Source organism: Streptodolium elevatio, assembly GCF_040649515.1.
In the GTDB taxonomy this organism is placed as follows: domain Bacteria; phylum Actinomycetota; class Actinomycetes; order Streptomycetales; family Streptomycetaceae; genus Yinghuangia; species Yinghuangia elevatio.
Genome location: NZ_JBEZFP010000071.1, coordinates 18,383 through 36,422, shown reverse-complemented (window position 1 = coordinate 36,422; position 18,040 = coordinate 18,383). Strand labels below are relative to the sequence as shown.

The following is an 18,040-nucleotide window of genomic DNA, read 5'->3' as shown; positions in this document are numbered from 1 at the left end:
CGGATCGCGGTCAAGGAGTGCGCAGGGTGAAGTGCGTGAGCGGCCAGCCACGATGCGTTTCCGCGGCAGGTCAACGGTAGTTGAACGGGTCGGACGGCGAACCGCTCGGATGTGCCGGAACTGTGGAGGTTTTCCCAGTACGGCCGGTACTCGTGGGTCACATGGGTCACTTGCGGTTTCCTGCCCGTGCGCGTGCGTAGAAATCGACCATGCGGTCGCAGACCCGGTCGACGGTGAAGGTGTCGAGGAAGCGCGAGAGCGCGGCGTCCGCCCGGGCTGCGGCGCCCGCCCGGTCGGTGAGGGCCGCGGTCAGGGCCGCGGCGAGCGCCGGGGCGTCCTCGACGGGGACGAGCGCCGCGCACGCGTCGGACCCGACGATCTCGCGCACCGGCGGGAGGTCCGTGGTGACCACGGGAACTCCGCTGCCCATCGCCTCGATGACGACGCTGCCCAGCCCCTCCCAGCGCGAGGAGAGCACGAAGACGTCGGCGGCTCCCATGAGTTCCGGTACGTCGCGGCGCTCGCCGAGGAACCGCACGCTCTCCTCGCCGCCGACCGTCTCGGCGGCGGCGCGCAACCGTTCGGTCTGCGTGCCGGGCGGCCCGGCGAGCACCAGGACCGCTTCGGGGACCGTCATGCGCACCGTGCCGAAGGCCTCGACGAGGACGTCCAGGCCCTTCTGGTACTCCTGGCGGGCGGCGGCGAGGACCACCGGGGTGTCGGCGGCGAGGCCCAGTTCGGCGCGCACCGCGTCACGCTGCTTGCGGGCCGCGGCCAGGAGTTCCGGGTCGCGGCCGCGCGGTACGACGTCGATGCGGTCGCGGCGTACCGCGAGTCGGCGGGCCATGACGTCGGCGACGTGCTCGGTCAGCGCGTGGAACCGGCGTACGCCCCGCGCGGTCGCCGCGTCCAGCCCCTGGGCGGCGCGCAGTTTCCACGGGCGCAGCGTCGGCGAGGCGAACTGCTCCGGCCCGTACGCGGAATTGACCAGGCTGGACACCACCGGGACCCGGCACGCCAGCGCCGCCGCGCGCCCGGCCACGTCCGCCTCGAACAGCGTCGTGTGCACCAGGTCCGGCCGCCGGTCGCGGATGACCCGGCGCAGACCCGCCGCGGAACCCGCGCGCGAGCCCCGGTGCACGCCGAAGAGCGCCACACCGGCGTCCGCCAGTTCCGGCTGGAAACCGTCCATGTCGAGCAGATAGGCGACGTCCAGTTCGACGCCGCGGCGGATCAGATGCGACGCCGTCACAGCCAGCGCCTGTTCGGCCCCCCCGGCCCGATCGACACTGTCGATCACGTGCAACACGTGCACGGGCACAACCCCCAATGTCTCCCAGTGCCCGACTGCGAGCCCTGGCACCACCCCGAGTACCGCCCCGAAGGCGTCCCGCCGCACTCCCCGACAGCGGTCCCCCCAACCGTGAGCCTAGCGATCGAACCGCACCAAGGGGCGGGTTCTCCGAACGCCGACGCGAGCGTAGCGACCCGCGGCGCGGGCATGTCGGCGGATGCCGCACGGCGCGGCCCGATGTGTGGCAGCCTGCCTGTTCATGCGCAGCTCACCACCCCGGAGCGGGGTGTTGCACGTGATCACCGATCCGCGGCGCCGGGGGGCCCAGACCTTCGCCCACGACCTGCACGAGGCGTTGCGCGCCCGCGGATTCCCTTCCGAGATCGCCGCGTTGGCGCCGCACCCCGCCGTCGGCGGGTCCGCGGCCCGGCCGTCCGGCGCCGGGCCCGACGACAACCGACTACCCGTTCCGACGCTCGGATCCGGCCGCCTGGACCGCCGCACCCTCGCGATGCTGCGCAACCGCGCGAAGCAGACGCGCGTCGTCGTGGCACACGGGTCGTCGACGTTGCCGGCATGTGCGATCTCGCTGGTTTTCGCCCGAACTCCGTTCATCTATGTCAATATCGGGGACCCGCGGCACTGGGCGGCAAGCCCGGCCAGAAAACTGCGGGTCGGGGCGATGCTGCGACGCGCCGCGGCGGTCGCCTCGGTGTCACCCGTCGGACGCGATCTCCTCGTCGCGCGGTACGGGCTGCCCGCCGCCAAGGTGCGGGCCATCCCGAACGGACGCCGCCCGGAGGCGTACCCGCGCGTCGACGACAAGTCGCGCACGCGGGCGCGCCAGGACCTGGGGATCGCAGAAGACGCGGTGGTGCTCGCGGTGGTCGGGGCGCTGAGCCCCGAGAAGCGCGTCGACATCGCGATCGAGGGCTTTGCGCGGTACGCGGAGACGGCCGACCGGGCCGCCGCGGGTACCGGCGCGCCCGGGGACCGGGAGGGGGGAGGAGGGAACGGCGACGGCACCGGCACAGGGGCCGGGCCGCACGCCACCGGACGCCACCGGCAACTTCCGGACGGAGAATGGCTCCTGTTGGTGGCCGGGGACGGCACGGAGCGTGAGCGATTGTCGCGGATCGCTGCGGAGCGGGCGCCCGGCCGCGTACGGTTCCTCGGTAGCGTGGACGATGCCGCACGGGTCTACCGGGCGGCCGACGCGCTGCTGCTCACCAGTGACAGCGAAGGCGTTCCCGGTGTGCTGGTCGAGGCGGGCCTGTCGGGGATCCCGGCGGTCGCGACGAATGTGGGGTTCGTCCGCGACGTCGTCCTCGACGGGCGGACCGGCGTACTCGCCGCACCCGGCGACCCCGGCGCGGTGGCGGACGCCATCGGCCGCGTGCTCGCGGACCGCGACACGATGGGCGCGGCGGCGTACCGGTATTGCCTGGACGCCTACGCGATGGATTCGGTGGTGGACGCTTGGCAAGATCTCCTGCGCGCCGTCGCCGGGCCCGCGGGAATGGTAGACAAGGCGTAACAGGGGACAGGGCTGGGGGAGTTCGGCCGATCCGGCCGGATATGTAGGCCCGCGAACACCCGGTTGATCTCTTATGAGTGATTCACGTTCGTGGCGATGTGCCATGTGCGAGAGTTGACGGCGGACCAGGGAGGGGGAGTCCGTGGGGGACGCTGTGGGGGGCTCTGTCGGCGCGCGCGGCGATGGCGCGTGGCCGCACACCCAGATGAACGGGCAGACGCACCATGCGCCAGGGGGACCGGCGATGGGGCAGCCACCGATGCAGTCACCGATGCAACCGCCGATCCAGCAGGCCGGACCGGCACCGGGGTACGCCGGCCATGCCCGCGACCCGATGGCCGCGCCGCCGCACCAGGCCGCGCCGCCGAGGTCCGGAGGCCGGCACGCCCGCCCGGGGCCTGCCGCCGACAAGGCGCAACCGCCGGCGGCGGGCGGGCCGGGGACCCGGCTGCCGAGCGGCCCGCGGCCCGGCTCCTTCGGCGCGCACGCGGCCGTCGTCATGCGGCCGATCCGCGAGATACCGGAGGCGCCGCCGCCCGAACTGCGGTTCAAGCGCCGCACCGGGCTCGTCAAGGGCGTCCGCGAGCTGTGGAAGGCCCGCGAACTGGTCCGCACGCTCGCCGAGCGCGACCTGCGGGCCCGCTACAAGCAGGCCGTGCTGGGCTTCGCCTGGGCCATCCTGACGCCGGTCATGCTCATGGTCGTCTTCACCGTGGTGTTCCAACGCGTGGGCGACGTCAGCAAGATCGCCCAGTCGCACGGCGCGCCGTACCCGCTGTTCAGCTACGTCGGCCTGCTCGGCTGGACGTTCTTCATGGCCTCGGTGACCCAGGGCGCCAGCGCGATCGTCTCCAACGGCCCGCTGCTCAACAAGGTGTACTGCCCGCGCGAGGTCTTCCCGCTCTCCACGATCATCGTCGCGCTGTTCGACATGATGATCGCCGCGGTCGTCCTCGTCGTGCTCTTCGGCATCTACACCAAGGCACCGGCCGAGACGTCGTACATCGCGCCGCTGTTCCTGGTCATCCAGATCGAGGTCGCGCTCGGCGCCGCGCTGCTGCTGTCGGCGTCCGTCGTGTACTTCCGCGACATCCGGCACATGCTGCCGCTGCTGATGCAGATGGGCATGTTCGCCACCCCGGTCGCCTACGGCCTCGACCAGATCACCAAGGAGTGGCTGGTGCCGTACGTCGCCGCCAACCCGCTCGCCGCCGTCATCGACGGCTACCGCCGCACCCTGCTGTATGGCCAGCAACCCGACTGGCAGCTGACCGGCGTCGCCGCGCTCTCGGCGAGCCTGATGCTCCTGATCGGCTACAAGGTCTTCAAGAAGCTCGAGACGGGGATCGCCGATGTTGCCTGACGGGAGCATCGAGGCCACCCAGCTGTGGAAGCGCTTCCGCGCCGACAGCCGCCGCATGCTGCTGCGCGACAACCTGGGGCGCATCGTCCGCAAGGTCACGCGCCGCGACGCCGCCGACTGGCGCTGGGCCCTGCGCGACATCAACCTGCACATCGAACCCGGCGAGGCGGTCGGCCTGATCGGGTCGAACGGGTCCGGCAAGTCCACACTGCTGAAGATGCTGACCGGCGTGATGTACCCGTACGCCGGGAAGATCGAGGTCCGCGGCCGCATCGGCGCGCTGATCGAGGTCCGGGCGGGCATCCACCCGGACCTCACCGGACGCGAGAACGCCTACCTGTACGGCTCGCTCCTCGGCCTCAAACGCGCCGAGGTCGCCGCCCGGTTCGACGACATCGTCGAGTTCGCCGAACTGGGCACCGCCATCGACCGCCAGGTCAAGTGGTACTCGTCCGGCATGCAGATGCGCCTCGGATTCGCGGTCGCCGCGTTCCTGGAGCCGGACGTCCTGCTCGTCGACGAGGTCCTGGCGGTCGGCGACGCGCTGTTCCAGCAGAAGTGCCTGGACCGCATGCGTGCCGTCCTCGAACAGGGCACCACGCTGGTCCTCGTCTCGCACGACCTCGCGTCCGTCGAGTCCATCTGCACGCGCGGCGTGTGGCTCGAACAGGGCGACATCAGGGCCGACGGCCCCATACGCGCCGCGCTGCGCGGGTACCGCGACAGCGTCGAGGAGGAGACCGGCCTGCGGGTCAAGACCGACGAACCGGTGCGCATGGCCTACTGCGACGTGCGCGGCATCGACCAGCCGGCCCCGACCACCAGCGCCCCGATGGTCGTCGACCTCGACTTCACCACCGAGCGCACCGGGCCCGCCGTACTGCACATCGGCGTCACCGAGGGCACCGCCAGCCCGGTCTTCACCGCACGCCGCGAGATCTACCTCGGCTGGGCCGGCAACCAGGTGCGCTGCACCATCGGGCAACTCCCGCTGCCGCGCGGGCGGTACGCCCTCTGGGTCGGCATCTACGACAAGGAGGGCCACCCGCTCATGGGGTGGGCGCCGGCCAAGCAGTTCGACGTCCTCGGCCCGGACCTCGACGCCCCGCCGCGCGCGGTCGTCATGGCCGCCCCGGTGTACGTCGACCACACCTGGGAGTCGTGACCCGGTGCGCGTCATGGTCATGCCGCACGACATGCAGTTGGGCGGAAGCTCCATCAACGCCCTCGACCTCGCGCGCACGGTCCGCGACCTCGGCCACGACGTGTGGGTGATGGCCCGTCAGGGACCGTTGTCCGTACGCGCGCGGGCCTTCGGGCTGCCGCTGATCGCGTCCCCCGAGGACATGCGCGTACGGCCGTCGCCCGCGACCGTGCGTGCGGTGCGCGCGGCCGTGCGCAGGCACCGCATCGACGTGGTGCACGCCTACGAGTACTGGCCGACGCTGGAGGCCTACCTCGGCGCGTCCGGTGCCGCCGCCATCGGATCGATCATGTCGATGGGCAGCTTGCCGCCCTACATTCCGCCGGTGCCGCTCACGCTCGGCTACGGGGACCTGTACGACGAGGTCCGGGCGACCCGGCGGCACGCGTACCTGCTCGAACCGCCGATCGACACCGGGCACGACCGCCCGGACGCCCCCGGGCTCGGCCTCGCCGAGTTCCGGGCCGCGCACGACCTGCCCGCCGGACCGCCCACGGTGGCCGTGGTGTCCCGCCTCGCCCACAACATGAAGCGGGAGAGCGTCGAACGCACCATCGACGCGGTCGCCGCACTCGACACGGTCGTCCCCGGCATCCGCGCGCTGGTCGTCGGCGGCGGATCCGCCGAACACGACCTCCGCGCCCGCGCCGAGCGCGTGAACACCGAACTGGGCCGCCGCGCCGTGGTCATGACCGGGCCCCTGGACGACCCGCGTGCGGCCTACGCGAGCGCCGACGTCGTCTGCGGCATGGGCAGCTCGATCCTCCGCGGCATGGCCTTCGCGACGCCCGGCGTCGTGGTCGGCGAACAGGGCTTCACCGAGCCGGTGCGCCCGGAGACGATCCCCGTCTTCGACCGGTTCGGATTCCACGGCGTCGGCCCGGGCCTGGACCCGGCGGCCGACCCGCTGCCCGAGCTGCTGCGCGCACTGTTCCACGACGAAAAGACCCGCAAGGGTCTCGCCTCCTGGTCGCGCGACATGGTCCGCGAGCGCCTGGGACTCGACCGGCTCGCACCGCTGCTCGTCTCTTACTACGAGGCCGCCCTCGCCGAGCGTGCCGCGCCGGGGGCGGTGCGCCGCACCGCCGCGGGCGCCGGGACCCTGGGCAGGCTCGCCGGCTTCAAGGCCAAGGAGGCGGGACGCGCGGCGCGGGCCCGGCGTGGGAGGGCACGTGGCTGACGAGACGACGCGCGCCACGACCGGTCGCGGCGGCGCCGGGCTGGTCGTCCTGCACGCCGGGGCCTTCTCCGGTTCGGCCCCCGGGCTGCTGGCGGCGATGCGGGAGCTGACCGACGTCACGGCGTACGACCTGATGCCGCTCGCCCGCGAACCCCGGCTCGCCGGAGCCCGGGTGCGGGCCATGGCCGAGGCGCGCCGGTCCGGCGGCGGGACCCCGTGGACGAAGACGGCCGCGTGGCCGGTCGCCATCCAGCGGCACGTCGCCCGACGCGGCCTGCTCACTCCCGAACGCCCGCTGCTCGTCGTGCAGTCGCTGCCCGCGCTGGTGCCGCCGTCCGGCGTGCGCTACGGCGTCTACACCGACCGCGTCGGCCTGGAGGGCACGGCCGGCTCCGACGACCCCGCGGGCGGCAGCGGCGAACACCGCTCCCGCTACACCGCCGGCTGGCTCGCCCGCGAGCGCGCGATGGTCGCCGGGGCCCACCGCGTCTACGTCATGGGCCAGAGCACCGCCGACGCCGTCACGGCGCGGTACGGCGTGCCCGACGCCCGCGTCGTCGTGGTCGGCGCGGGCGTGAACGTCCCCGCCGACACGGCTCCCGAGCACCGCGAACCCCTGGCCGGACCACCCAAGTTGCTCTTCGTCGGCGTCGAGTGGGAGCGCAAGGGCGGACCCGAACTGCTCGCTGCCTTCCGCCGCGTGCATGCCGAGGACCCCGCCTGGCGCCTGGTCCTCGCCGGCAGCGCACCGGACGGTCCGTTGCCCGAGGGTGTCGAGTACGCGGGCCGCGTACCGCACGGCCGCATGCCCGAACTGTACGCAGCCGCCGACGCGTTGGTGATCCCCACGCACCGCGAGCCCTTCGGCATCGCGCTCGTCGAGGCCCTCACCCGCGGACTGCCGTGCGTCGGCACAACGGTCGGCAACCAGCGCACGATCGTCGCCGACGCGGGGATCCTCGTCGAGCCCGGCGACGTCGACGGCCTCACCCGCGCGCTGCGCACACTCCGCACCGACCACGCGGACCTGCGCAAGCGCGCCGAGGCGCACGGCGCCGTACTGCGCACCACGATGACCTGGCCGCACGTGGCTCGCACCATCTGGGAGGGGCTGTCGTGACACCTTCGGTCGAAGCGCCCTCGGTCGCCGCGGTGTTCGTGACGTACAACAGGTCAGACCTGCTGCGCGAGACGCTCACCGCGCTCGCGAAGTCGACCCGGCCGCTCGACGAGGTGATCGTCGTCGACAACGCGTCGTCGGACGGCACCGCCGAGATGCTGGCCGCCGAGTTCCCGGACGTCACGCACCTCCCGCTGGCCTCGAACACCGGGGCGGCGGGCGGCTTCGCGGCGGGGCTGCGGGCGGCGGAGGCGCACGGGCACGATTGGGCCTGGCTGTTCAACGACGACGACCACCCGCTGCCCGAGGCGCTTGAGACCATGCTCGGTCGGCTTCCCGAACTACCGCGCCGTACGGCGATGTTCGCGTCCTGGCTGATCGACGACACCGGGACGGTCGCGCGGCTGGGCTCGGGGTGGCGCAACCGCCGCCTGCCGCTGGTGGATCCGCCCGCCGACCGCTCGCCGTACCCGGTGGACGTGCTCATCTTCGCGGGCGCCCTGGTCAACACCGCCGCGGTACGCGAACTCGGGCTGCCCAAGGCGGAGTACTTCATGATGTGGGAGGAGATGGAGTACTGCATCCGCGCGCGCCGCGCCGGATGGGCCGTCTACATCCTCCCCGAACCACTGGTGGCGACGCTCCACGTGGGCGCCGCGACCGCACCGCCCTGGCGGCTCTACTACCAGTCCCGCAACCACCTGGCGATGGCCCTGGAACACCGGTCGGCACCCGAGGTGTGGCACTGGGCCGTACGCCAGGCCAAGTTCACCGCCGTGACTCTGGCCCGGCAGGACCGCAAGCTCGTGCGCACCAAGGCGCGTTCGCTGGGCGCGTGGCACGCGCTGCGGGGGCGGACGGGGCGTACCGTGCCGCCTGGGTGACCCCGGCAAGTCCCGTCGCTCGCAAGCGAGTTCGATGGACGAGGGAACCCCCTCGACTTCGTGCCCGATCGGGTAAAGCCCCTCGGAGCGGAGCGTCGTCCGCTCCTACACTCACCGTCATGCAGGGGGATACGCTTCGGCGGGCTTTGGGGAGGTTCGGGAGCAGGCTGCTGGACAAGGCGGCCCTCGTGCTCCCGATGCTGCTGATCGGGGTGCTGACCCTGGCCGCGGCCGTCGCACCGGCGCAGGGCCGGGACGGCGCGCGCGTGCGCCCGGTGGCGGGCGAGATGACGCTGTCCCGTGTCGACGGCCGGCCGGGTGACAAGGTCACGCTCACCTACGAGGCGTCGTGCGGCCGGGTCCACTGGGACGGCAAACCCGTCCCGGCGAAGGAGTTCCCCGGCGGGGAGTTCTGCAAGAGCTACGAGTTCACCGTGCCCGCCGACGCGGCCGCGCGTGACCACAAGGTCGGGCTCGGCGACGGATCCCCCGTCGTGGACTTCACGGTGTGGCCGAACCCGCGCATCGAGGTGGACCGGACGGCGCAGCCCGGCCAACGGGCCTTCATCCACTACCTCAACCACGAGAGCTGCGCGGCGTCGATCACCTTCGACGACAGCACGGTCCTCGGGAAGCTCCAATGGGGCTACCAGAGCGGCGACTTCGTCATCCCGGCCGGCGCCGACCCGAAGAGCGCCCACAGCCTCCGCATGCTCTGCGGCGGCAAGGTGGTCGCATCGGCGCCGATGACCGTGCAGGCGCCTCCGGTTCCCCCTTCGCCCCGGAACGAGCCGACCCAGCCTCCGCCTCCTCCGCCGGTCGTGGGGGAGCCGAGGCCGGCCGATCCGGTCCCGGTCGCGCCCGGTGTTCCGCAGCCCCACGTAGCCGACCCCGGCGCGCCTGCGCCGAACGCGCCCCCGGTGCCCGCGCCGGTTCCCGTGCCCGCGCCGGCGGACAAGTCGGTGCCGCCCACCACCACCCCGGTGCCGGGAGGCCCTTCGGCCGCCCCGGGGCCCTCGTCGGCGCCCGAGCCCGGTCGGGTGGACGCCACGGTGCGAGGCCAGAGTCCGCCCGCGGCCGCTGCGGGGGCACCCCGACCGCCCGAAGCCGAATCGGGCCGGGACGACCCGTCCGGAACCGGGCGGACCGGACCCGACCTGGACGTCACCGCGGGACGTCCGGGGGAGACCGCCCAGGCCACCGCGACGAACCTACCTCCCGGCTGCACGGCCGAACCCGGTCCGCGTGTCGAACTCGACGGCCGGACCCTCGACTTCGTGCGCACCGCCCCGCCCGTCCCGGGTGCCTCCGGAGCGACTTGGCAGGCCGTCGTACGGCTGCCGGCCGACGCGCGCGTCGGCGCCCACAAGATGACCCTGTCCTGCGGCACGCAGGACGTCGTCAAGACCTCGTACCGCGTGGACGGCTCGGCCCTGCAGTCCGAACTCGCCACCTCCGTCGCGGCACCGGACCGGCTGAACCTCACGCCCGGCACCATCGCCCTCACCGCCGTGGGCGTCCTCGTCCTGCTGCTCGTCGTCCGATTCCCGGCAGAGCTGTTCAACAAGACGTACGAGGAGCACCGCGACGTCATCGACGCCAAACTCGCCGTGATCCGTGCCCCCTTCGTCGCCGCCGGCACGCTCGTGCCACAACGCGCCCGCGTGGTCGCCGCGTTCGCCGCGACCGCCGTACTGTTCGCCTGCGTCGAACCCGGCAGCGGACTGAACGGGCGAACCGCCGTGCTCGCCCTGCAACTCGGCCTGGCCCTGGTCCTGACGTGGCTGACCTACCAGCACGCCGGCGAACTGCACGCCCGCCGCGTGAGCGGCGTCCGCGGGCCCCTGCACGTCGCCGGAGCCGCCTTCGTGGTCGCGGCGGCGTGCGTCGCGGTCTCCCGCACGGCGCACCTGATTCCCGGCTACGTCTACGGCGTCGTCGTGGTCTACGCGGTGAGCCGGCAGGGCATCGCGCGGTGGAACAGCCGCCGGGAGGCCGGGGCGATCCTGATCGGCGTCTGGCTCACCCTGGCCGTGGCGGTCGCGGCGTGGTTCGCCCGAACTCCCGTACAGGAAGCGCTCGGTGCGCGCACGGGCGCCGGACAACTGGCGGCCGGCCTGCTGACGCTGGTCTTCGTCGCCGGCGTCGAGACGGTGGTCTTCGGCCTCATGCCGCTGCGGTTCCTCGACGGCCACAAGTTGCGCGAGCGCGGACGCCTCGCGTGGGGCGTGCCGTTCCTGCTGGCCACAGTCCTCTTCGTACACGTGCTGGTGACCGAGTACGTCACCGCCGTGCCGACCGACCAGGCGATGCGGGCGCTGACCGGAATCCTCGTGCTGCTCCTGGGATTTGGCCTGGCGTCGATCGCCTTCTGGGGCTATTTCCTGCGCTACGACCGTCGCAGGGGCGCGCCGCCGCGCCCGGTGACGACCATCACCTGAACGGCGATCCGGCCCGGTTGCTCACGGCAGGCGCCAGTCGATGGGTGATGCGCCCATCTCGGCGAGCATCGTGTTCGTCCGGCTGAAGGGGCGGGAGCCGAAGAAGCCGCCGCTGGCGGACATCGGGCTGGGGTGCGCGGATTCCACGACCGGCACCGAACTGCCCAGCAGCGGACGCAGGTTGCGGGCATCGCGGCCCCACAGGATCGCGGTCATCGGCTTGCCGCGGGCGGCGAGGGCACGGATGGCCTGCTCGGTGATCGGTTCCCAGCCCTTGTCGCGATGGGCGCCCGGCTTGCGCGGAGCGGTGGTGAGCGCCTTGTTCAGCAGCAGCACGCCCTGCTCGGTCCACGGCGTCAGGTCGCCGTTGGAAGGGGCCGGCACGCCGAGGTCGTTCTGGAGCTCGGTGTAGATGTTGACCAGGCTCGGCGGGAGCGGCCGTACGTCGGGCGCGACCGAGAAGCTGAGCCCGACCGCATGCCCCGGTGTCGGATACGGGTCCTGGCCCACGATCAGAACCCGTACGTCGTCGAAGGGTTGCTGGAAAGCGCGGAGGATGTCGGCCCCCGCGGGGACGTAGCTGCGGCCCGCCGCGATCTCGGCGCGGAGGAAAGTGCCCATCGCCGCGATGTTCTCGGCGACCGGCTCCAGCGCCTTCGCCCAGCCGGCTTCGACGGTCTCGTGTAGGGGTCGTGCTGCCATGGTCGAAAACCCTACCGGCCGCTTCCGACACGCTCGGCCGCGGCCTTCTCGTACATCTCGGCGAAGCCTTCGATCATCGTCGGGCGCGTGAAGCGGGCCATCGCGCGCTCGCGTGCGGCGGCGCCCATCGTGGTGCGCAGGTCGTCGTCGGACACCAACTCGCGTACGGCGTCGGCCAATGCGTCGCAGTCGCCCTTGCGCACGAGGCGTCCGGTGACGCCGTCCTCGACGACGTCGTTGACGCCGCCCACGCCGGTGCCGACGACCGGGAGGCCGGCGCACATCGCCTCGGCGACCGCGATGCCGAAGCCCTCGTAGTCCGAGGTCGACAGGAAGATGTCGCCCGCGTCGAAGGCGTGTTGCAGGCGCGGCAACGGCGGCACCAGGCGGACGCGCTTGCCGACGCCCAACTTCTCGATCAGGTCCGGCACTTCCGGGTCCTGGTGGCCGATCACCGCGAACGCGACCGCGGGTCCGGTGTCGCCCAGACACTCCAGCACCCGGGCGGCGACGCGGACGAACAGCGGGATGTTCTTCTGCGCCGAGCGGCCCACCCCGACCACCAGGCGCGTGTTGGGCGCGAGTCCGAGCTCCGCACGTACGCGGGCCCGGGCCTCCGGGTCGGGGACGTGCGGCTCGACGCCGAGCGGGACGAGCGGGATCGTGGCGCGCGGCACCCCGAGCAGGGCCGCGGTGGCGTCACGCACGTCCGAGGAGTGCGCGAACGGCCGGAACCGGGCCCGGGAGATCATGTTGAGCTCGATGCGGTTCGTCCACTCGCTGTGCAGGCCGCCGCGCAGCGGCTCGTGGACCTCCATCACCCGGCCGGCCGACGGTACGGCGAGCGCCGCCGGGAGCGCGTGCCGGGCCGTACCGCTGTGCGCGTGGATGACGTCCGGGCGCAGCTTGCGCACCGCGGCGGCGTAGCGCAGCGGGATGCGCACCTCTTCGACCTTGTTCGGCGGCCCGGTGTAGCCGAGCGGATGCACCGTCACATTCGGGCCCAGCAGGTGGAGTTCGTCCTCGGCCGCGGCCGGGCGCGCGGTGACCGCGTGGCACTCGAAGCGGTCCGGGTCCAGGCCTGCCAAGATCTGCCTGCTGACCTGCGGAATCCCGCCGCCGGTGCTGAGCCTCCACACGACGTGGACGACTCTGATCCGACGACCCATGCGACGACCCATGCGCTGCTCCTCGAAGATCCCCCCGGGCCGCACCCCTACGGCCCTTCCCGAGAGGCACGGTAACAAGGCCGCGCGGTCCCCGTCGGAGGCTTCGCGGAACCCGCGCAAAACCAGCGACGGTGTGTCACCGCTCTTGGCTAGGTTCGATGGCATGAGCCGTCCCATCACCTACCTCCGAGGCGACGCGACGGTCCCGCAGGCCAAGGGCGTCAAGATCATCGCGCACGTCTGCAACGACGCGGGCGGGTGGGGCAAGGGGTTCGTGCTCGCGCTGTCCCGGCGCTGGAAGGAGCCCGAGGCGGCCTACCGGCTGTGGCACCGCGGGCGGTCCGGCAACGACTTCGCGCTGGGCGCCGTCCAGTTCGTGCAGGTCGAGAAGTACATCTGGGTGGCCAACATGATCGGCCAGCACGGGACCAAGACGGGCAGCAAAGGCCCGCCGGTGCGGTACGAGGCCATCGGCAGCGCGCTGGTCCGGCTCGCGGCCCGCGCCGGCGAACTCGGCGCGTCCGTCCACATGCCGCGCATCGGGTGCGGGCTCGCCGGGGGCCGCTGGGAGCTGGTCGAACCGCTCGTCGAGGACAGCCTCGTCGCCGCGGGGGCGGCGGTCACGGTCTACGACTTCGACTGAAGCCCTCGGCGTGGGCGACTCCGCCGAGCGCCTCGCGGCAGGCAACTCGGACGACCGGGGTACCTGGGCCGGGCGACTCCGCCGGGCGACTTCCGCCAAGCGCGCACGGGCGGCGGATCCCGCTGGCAGGATGGGGCCGTGCCGGGGAGGGGAGTCCCCGGTCTGTGGGGGGAGTGCAGCGCATGCGGGTCGTGATGATCGTCGGATACCCCGGGGTGCCGTGGGAGACCGACTGGGTGAAGTCCGCGGCACACGCCGCCGAAGTTGTCCGGCTGTCCAACACCGACGAGTTGACGTGGCCCCAGGTGGACGGCGCCCCGTACCTCGCGCAGGACCCGGACGACCCCCGCCACTACCAGATCAAGACGTTCAGCTGGCGGCCGTCGCGGCTGTTCGGCCGCGTCTCGCACGTCATGATGGCCCGGCGCTACCAGCGGGCCGTCCGCTACGTGGCCCGCAAGTACGGGCCCGTCGACATCGTGCACGCGCACTTCTACTGGGCGCACTACCTCGTCGCGATGAAGCGCGAACTGGGCATCCCGTACGTCGTCACCGAGCACCACACGTCGTGGCAGGGCCACTGGACCGAGCCCCCGCCCAGCCCGCTGGGCATCAAGCGGGCCCGCGAGCTGTACGCGGAGGCCGCGACCGTCATCACGGTCTGCAAGTCGCTGCTCGACAAGATCAGTTCGTACGGGCTCACCGGCCGCTTCGAGATCATCCACAACCCCGTCGACGCCTCCGGGTTCGCGATGCCCGACCCGGCCGCGCGCGCCGGCCGCGACACCGTCGAGTTCGTCTCGGTCGCCCGCCTGGCCCCGGCCAAGGGCTTCGACGTGCTGCTGGACGCCTTCGCCGCGGCCTCGCGCGACGACCCCCGCCTGCGGCTCACCATCGTCGGCGACGGGCGCGAGCGGGTGAAGCTGGAGGAGCAGGCCGCACGGCTGCGCATCGCCGACGTGGTCACCTTCGCGGGCCGTCAGCCGCGTACCGAGATCGCGCGCCTGCTGCATACGTCCGACGCGTTCGTGCTGGCGTCCCGCGCCGAGAACCTGACGGTCGCGGTCCTGGAGGCCTGGTGCGCCGGCCTGCCGGTCGTCACCACCGATGTGGGCGGCCACAGCGAGGTCATGGAGGCCCACCTCGGGCACCTGGTGCCGTCGGAGGACACCGCGGCGCTCGCCGACGCGCTGCGCGCGGTCGCGGACGCGCCCGAGAAGTACGACCGGCAGCGCATCGCGGCCGAGGCCCGCAAGCGCTTCGCCCCCGAGACCGTCGGCGCCGAGTTGGACCGCATCTACCGCATGGCCACCGCGGGTGATCGGGCAAGATCGTAGGTGCGCGGGCGCTCCGACCCGCCGGCACGGGTACGACGGGAAGGCGGCACACGTGGACGCCAAGGCATGGGACGAGCGGTACACGGGCACCGAGCTGGTCTGGTCGGCCGACCCCAACCGCTTCGTCGCCGAGCAGACGGGCGACCTGCCGCCGGGCCGTGCGCTCGACCTCGCGGCGGGGGAGGGGCGCAATTCCATCTGGCTGGCGAAGCGCGGCTGGCGCGTCACCGCGGTCGACTTCTCGGCGGCGGCACTGGCCAAGGCGAAGCTGCTGTCGGACGCGCAGGACGTCGCGGTGGACTGGGTGACCGCGGACCTGCTGACGTGGCGGCCGGAGCCGGGGGCGTACGACCTGGTCCTGATCGCCTACCTGCACCTGCCCGAGGCGGAGATCGCCGCCGTGCTGGCGAACGCCGCCGCGGCCGTCGCCCCCGGCGGCACCTTCCTGCTCGTCGGCCACGACCTGGACAACCTCGAGCACGGGGTCGGCGGACCGCAGGACCCGGACATCCTGCACACGCCCGACAGGGTGTCCGCGGCGCTCGGTGCCGGCCTGCGGGTGGAGCGCGCCGAACGAGTGCGGCGTCCGGTGACCGTCGAGGGCGAGGCGCGCGAGGCGATCGACACCTTGGTGCGCGCGGTACGCCCGTAGCGCTCGACCCCGCATCGCCCCACCGCGGCGCAGGCCGTCGCAGCCGTCAGCGCTTGAACAGCCGCCACATCGCCAGTTCGGCGTCGTGCGCGCGCAGCCGCTCGACCGCCTCCTCCAAGGTGCGCAGCTCGGTGAGCTCGTAGAAGAGGAACAGCGGGGCGAAGACGCTCGCATACCCGAAGGGCCCGTGCACCGGGGCGACGTACGCCGCCGCGCCGACGTCGAGGAAGGCCTCGGCCAGCGCCTCGTCGCCGGTGTCGCACCCGGTGGCGATGACGACGCTGCCGGGGAAGCGCAGGTGCGCGCGCACCTCCGCCGGGCCGATGTTGCCGTCGAACGGCTGGAACGCCGCCAGTTCCTCGGCGAGTTCGTCCATCAGGATCGCGCCCTCGTCGCCGTGGCAGGCGATGACCACGTACGGTGCCGCGGACCGCTCGCCGCCGAGTGCCGCGACGATGTGGCGGGCCTGGCCGACCGGGAAGTAGTTGACGCGTACGCCGAACCCTTCAAGCACGCCGCGGATCGCCGTCGCGTCGCCGTCACCCACCGCGAGCAGGTCCACCTCGGTCCAGCCCAGCCGTCCCGCCTGTACCTCGCGCACGCGGGACGGACGCTGCCCGGCCAACCACGCGGCTTCCTCGGCACTTGTCATGACCGCCACCCTGCCACCGGGGCGCGTGGGGACCCACCGGATTTCCGCGGTCCGCTGCCGCTTGCGTGCCCAGGTGCCGCGCGTACCTTGCCGAATCGGCGCGGATACCCGCCGAAACCGGCCTGGGCCGTTCCTCCCGGACCCCGTCGCCGCCACGATGGCCGGATGCCGCCGCGCCGCCGAACGCCCCTGCCTCCCGCGCTCGTTCCCGTGCTCGCCGCCGGGGCTCTGGTCGCGGTCTCCGCGTGCGCCGACGGCTCCGGCGGCGACGACCAAGTGGCCTCACGGCCTTCGCGGTTCACGCCCGGCGCGCCGGTCACCGGGCTCGGCACCGTCGGCCTGGACTGCGCCTCGTCGATCGAGGGCATCCCCGAACCCCCGGACGGCTACCTGCGGGTCCTCGACGCCGTCGCCGTCCCCGACCGCGACCGTACGCTGCAACTCGCCGTGGCCGACGGCTCGGGCGACCGGCGTTTCGCCAAGCAGGGACTCGTGCTCCGGGCCGGCGAGGGCGCGGAGTTGAGCGTTCCCTCCGACGCCGCCGAACGCCCGGCCATCGCCTGGGGGAACATCCGGGAGCCGGTCTCCGTCATCACCGTGGCCCCGTGTCCGGAACACCCCGGAGCACAGGCATGGTTGGCGTTCGCGGGCGGCTTCTACGCCGAGCGCCCCATGTGCGTCCCGCTGACGATCCGGACCGCCAGCCGCGAGGCCACCGTCCACGTCCCGGTCGGCATGCCGTGCCCCGAGTGACCTACACCGGGCGGATCTTGTTGCCGTGCCAGCGGACCCAGTCCCGGCCCCGGCGCAGCGTGACCAGGGACGTGACCGGGTTCAGGCGCCCGCAGCGGGTCGGCCCCAGCGACATGCGGGCCCGGGCGCCCGGGTACTCCGGGAGTCTGCGGACGTCCGTCAACTCCTCGGCAAGTTCGTACAGTTCGTCGACCGTGAGACCGTCGGCGGACTCCTCGCCGGCGTCCAGCGTGCGGATCACCTTGCGCAGCACGCCGCGTGCCAGTTTGCGGCGCATGTCCGCACGCACCGCGTCGCCGTAGGCCAGCGCGCTGCCGTCGTTGTCGAGGAACGACTCGTAGCCCTCCCGTAGTTGGGCCAGGCGGGCGCGGGCGTCGAAGGTGGAGTGGTGCATGTTGCTGTCGTGCATGCGGTAGTAGGCCTGGTCCGCGGCCGGCAGCCAGCCCACCGACCCGCGCCGGGCCAGCCGCAGCCACATCTCCAGATCACCGGAGTGCGGCAGCGCCGCGTTGTAGCCCCCGGCGTCGTGATGGGCGCTGGTCCGTGCCACGACCTCCGGCGACAGGATCAGGTTCCGCCCGGCCCGGAAGACCCCGCGGATCCAGCGGTCGCCCTGCCAGACACGGGACTTGGTGCCGGTGCGGGCGACCGGCAGCGGGCGGCCGCTCACGAACTTGACCGGGTTGCCGTACACGAAGGTGACGTCCTCGTGCGCCTCCATGACCCCCGTCGCGCGCGCGAGTGCACCCGGCGTCAGCAGGTCGTCGGCGGAGAGCAGCACGCAGTAGTCGCCGTCGGCCCACTCCAACAGGCCCTCGTTGTACGTGGCGATGTGCCCCTTGTTGGTGCGGTGCCGCTCGTACGTGACCCGGGGGTCGCGCGCGAGGTCCGCACCGACCTCGGGCGTACCGTCGGTCGAGGCGTCGTCCAGGATCAGCACCCGGACCTCGACGCCCTCCTGGTCCAGCAGGCTCCCGACGTTGGTGGGCAGGTAGCGCGCGTAGTTGTAGGACGGCACCACCACACTCACACTCGGCGGCGTGCCGGGCGCCGGCACCCGGTCATCCTGCGCGGCCCCCGCGGCCGCCGGCGTCTGCGCGGTCATCGAC

16 protein-coding genes are annotated in these 18,040 nt (G+C 72.9%); 11 read left to right on the top strand and 5 right to left on the bottom strand.

The window, feature by feature from the left end:
* Positions 1–166: 166 nt before the first annotated feature.
* Positions 167–1,300: a glycosyltransferase gene (locus tag AB0C36_RS25115; protein ID WP_358357704.1), complete on the bottom strand. Its 1,134-nt coding sequence runs from the start codon at positions 1,298–1,300 to the stop codon at positions 167–169.
* A 289-nt stretch (positions 1,301–1,589) separates the two neighbouring features.
* Between AB0C36_RS25115 and AB0C36_RS25110 the strand changes: the two genes are divergently transcribed.
* The 7 genes from AB0C36_RS25110 (at position 1,590) to AB0C36_RS25080 (ending at position 11,023) form a co-directional block, all read left to right on the top strand.
* Positions 1,590–2,831 (top strand): glycosyltransferase family 4 protein, encoded by a 1,242-nt coding sequence (locus tag AB0C36_RS25110; protein WP_358357701.1) that lies wholly within the window; start codon positions 1,590–1,592, stop codon positions 2,829–2,831.
* Between the two features lie 259 nt (positions 2,832–3,090).
* Complete coding sequence (locus AB0C36_RS25105) at positions 3,091–4,194, top strand: ABC transporter permease (RefSeq protein WP_358357700.1); 1,104 nt, start codon at positions 3,091–3,093, stop codon at positions 4,192–4,194.
* Positions 4,184–5,359, top strand: a complete 1,176-nt coding sequence (locus AB0C36_RS25100; protein ID WP_358357698.1) for an ABC transporter ATP-binding protein — start codon at positions 4,184–4,186, stop codon at positions 5,357–5,359. The genes AB0C36_RS25105 and AB0C36_RS25100 overlap by 11 nt, the downstream gene beginning before the upstream one ends.
* Before the next feature lie 13 nt (positions 5,360–5,372).
* Positions 5,373–6,578, top strand: coding sequence for a glycosyltransferase (locus AB0C36_RS25095; protein WP_358357697.1), 1,206 nt, complete (start codon positions 5,373–5,375; stop codon positions 6,576–6,578).
* Complete coding sequence (locus AB0C36_RS25090; RefSeq protein WP_358357696.1) at positions 6,571–7,698, top strand: glycosyltransferase family 4 protein; 1,128 nt, start codon at positions 6,571–6,573, stop codon at positions 7,696–7,698. The genes AB0C36_RS25095 and AB0C36_RS25090 overlap by 8 nt, the downstream gene beginning before the upstream one ends.
* Entirely contained in the window at positions 7,695–8,582 is an 888-nt protein-coding gene (locus tag AB0C36_RS25085; protein ID WP_358357693.1) for a glycosyltransferase, read from the top strand. The genes AB0C36_RS25090 and AB0C36_RS25085 overlap by 4 nt, the downstream gene beginning before the upstream one ends.
* A gap of 119 nt (positions 8,583–8,701) precedes the next feature.
* Positions 8,702–11,023, top strand: a complete 2,322-nt coding sequence (locus AB0C36_RS25080; RefSeq protein WP_358357692.1) for an FGLLP motif-containing membrane protein — start codon at positions 8,702–8,704, stop codon at positions 11,021–11,023.
* A 21-nt stretch (positions 11,024–11,044) separates the two neighbouring features.
* Here AB0C36_RS25080 and AB0C36_RS25075 read toward each other — a convergent pair whose 3' ends face one another.
* Both AB0C36_RS25075 and AB0C36_RS25070 read right to left on the bottom strand, forming a co-directional pair.
* Complete coding sequence (locus AB0C36_RS25075; protein ID WP_358357689.1) at positions 11,045–11,725, bottom strand: uracil-DNA glycosylase; 681 nt, start codon at positions 11,723–11,725, stop codon at positions 11,045–11,047.
* 11 nt (positions 11,726–11,736) lie between these two features.
* On the bottom strand, positions 11,737–12,906 hold the full coding sequence (locus AB0C36_RS25070) for a glycosyltransferase family 4 protein (protein WP_358357687.1): 1,170 nt from the start codon (positions 12,904–12,906) through the stop codon (positions 11,737–11,739).
* A 151-nt stretch (positions 12,907–13,057) separates the two neighbouring features.
* Here AB0C36_RS25070 and AB0C36_RS25065 point away from each other — a divergent pair, with 151 nt between their 5' ends.
* The 3 genes from AB0C36_RS25065 to AB0C36_RS25055 all read left to right on the top strand — a co-directional run bounded on the left by AB0C36_RS25065 (position 13,058) and on the right by AB0C36_RS25055 (position 15,526).
* On the top strand, positions 13,058–13,537 hold the full coding sequence (locus tag AB0C36_RS25065; RefSeq protein ID WP_358357684.1) for a macro domain-containing protein: 480 nt from the start codon (positions 13,058–13,060) through the stop codon (positions 13,535–13,537).
* Between the two features lie 182 nt (positions 13,538–13,719).
* Complete coding sequence (locus AB0C36_RS25060; protein ID WP_358357682.1) at positions 13,720–14,874, top strand: glycosyltransferase; 1,155 nt, start codon at positions 13,720–13,722, stop codon at positions 14,872–14,874.
* Between the two features lie 52 nt (positions 14,875–14,926).
* Positions 14,927–15,526 (top strand): class I SAM-dependent methyltransferase, encoded by a 600-nt coding sequence (locus tag AB0C36_RS25055; RefSeq protein WP_358357679.1) that lies wholly within the window; start codon positions 14,927–14,929, stop codon positions 15,524–15,526.
* Between the two features lie 46 nt (positions 15,527–15,572).
* Here the strand turns inward: AB0C36_RS25055 and AB0C36_RS25050 are convergent, their stop codons facing one another.
* On the bottom strand, positions 15,573–16,178 hold the full coding sequence (locus AB0C36_RS25050) for a hypothetical protein (protein WP_358357678.1): 606 nt from the start codon (positions 16,176–16,178) through the stop codon (positions 15,573–15,575).
* 165 nt (positions 16,179–16,343) lie between these two features.
* Here AB0C36_RS25050 and AB0C36_RS25045 point away from each other — a divergent pair, with 165 nt between their 5' ends.
* Positions 16,344–16,931, top strand: a complete 588-nt coding sequence (locus tag AB0C36_RS25045; RefSeq protein ID WP_358357676.1) for a hypothetical protein — start codon at positions 16,344–16,346, stop codon at positions 16,929–16,931.
* A gap of 1 nt (position 16,932) precedes the next feature.
* On the opposite strand, the gene AB0C36_RS25040 is transcribed toward AB0C36_RS25045, so the two are convergent.
* Positions 16,933–18,036 carry a glycosyltransferase family 2 protein gene (locus AB0C36_RS25040; protein WP_358357675.1) on the bottom strand — a complete coding sequence of 368 codons (1,104 nt, stop codon included), beginning with the start codon at positions 18,034–18,036 and terminating at the stop codon, positions 16,933–16,935.
* Between the last annotated feature and the right edge of the window lie 4 nt (positions 18,037–18,040).

Bases quoted from the DNA above. Each gene is read 5' to 3' on its own strand.
- AB0C36_RS25065 (WP_358357684.1), top strand. From the start codon at position 13,058: ATGAGCCGTCCCATCACCTACCTCCGAGGCGACGCGACGGTCCCGCAG.
- AB0C36_RS25080 (WP_358357692.1), top strand. From the start codon at position 8,702: ATGCAGGGGGATACGCTTCGGCGGGCTTTGGGGAGGTTCGGGAGCAGG.
- AB0C36_RS25070 (WP_358357687.1), bottom strand. From the start codon at position 12,906: ATGGGTCGTCGCATGGGTCGTCGGATCAGAGTCGTCCACGTCGTGTGG.
- AB0C36_RS25040 (WP_358357675.1), bottom strand. From the start codon at position 18,036: ATGACCGCGCAGACGCCGGCGGCCGCGGGGGCCGCGCAGGATGACCGG.
- AB0C36_RS25045 (WP_358357676.1), top strand. From the start codon at position 16,344: ATGCCGCCGCGCCGCCGAACGCCCCTGCCTCCCGCGCTCGTTCCCGTG.
- AB0C36_RS25050 (WP_358357678.1), bottom strand. From the start codon at position 16,178: ATGACAAGTGCCGAGGAAGCCGCGTGGTTGGCCGGGCAGCGTCCGTCC.
- AB0C36_RS25060 (WP_358357682.1), top strand. From the start codon at position 13,720: ATGCGGGTCGTGATGATCGTCGGATACCCCGGGGTGCCGTGGGAGACC.
- AB0C36_RS25075 (WP_358357689.1), bottom strand. From the start codon at position 11,725: ATGGCAGCACGACCCCTACACGAGACCGTCGAAGCCGGCTGGGCGAAG.
- AB0C36_RS25095 (WP_358357697.1), top strand. From the start codon at position 5,373: ATGGTCATGCCGCACGACATGCAGTTGGGCGGAAGCTCCATCAACGCC.
- AB0C36_RS25100 (WP_358357698.1), top strand. From the start codon at position 4,184: ATGTTGCCTGACGGGAGCATCGAGGCCACCCAGCTGTGGAAGCGCTTC.
- AB0C36_RS25105 (WP_358357700.1), top strand. From the start codon at position 3,091: ATGCAGTCACCGATGCAACCGCCGATCCAGCAGGCCGGACCGGCACCG.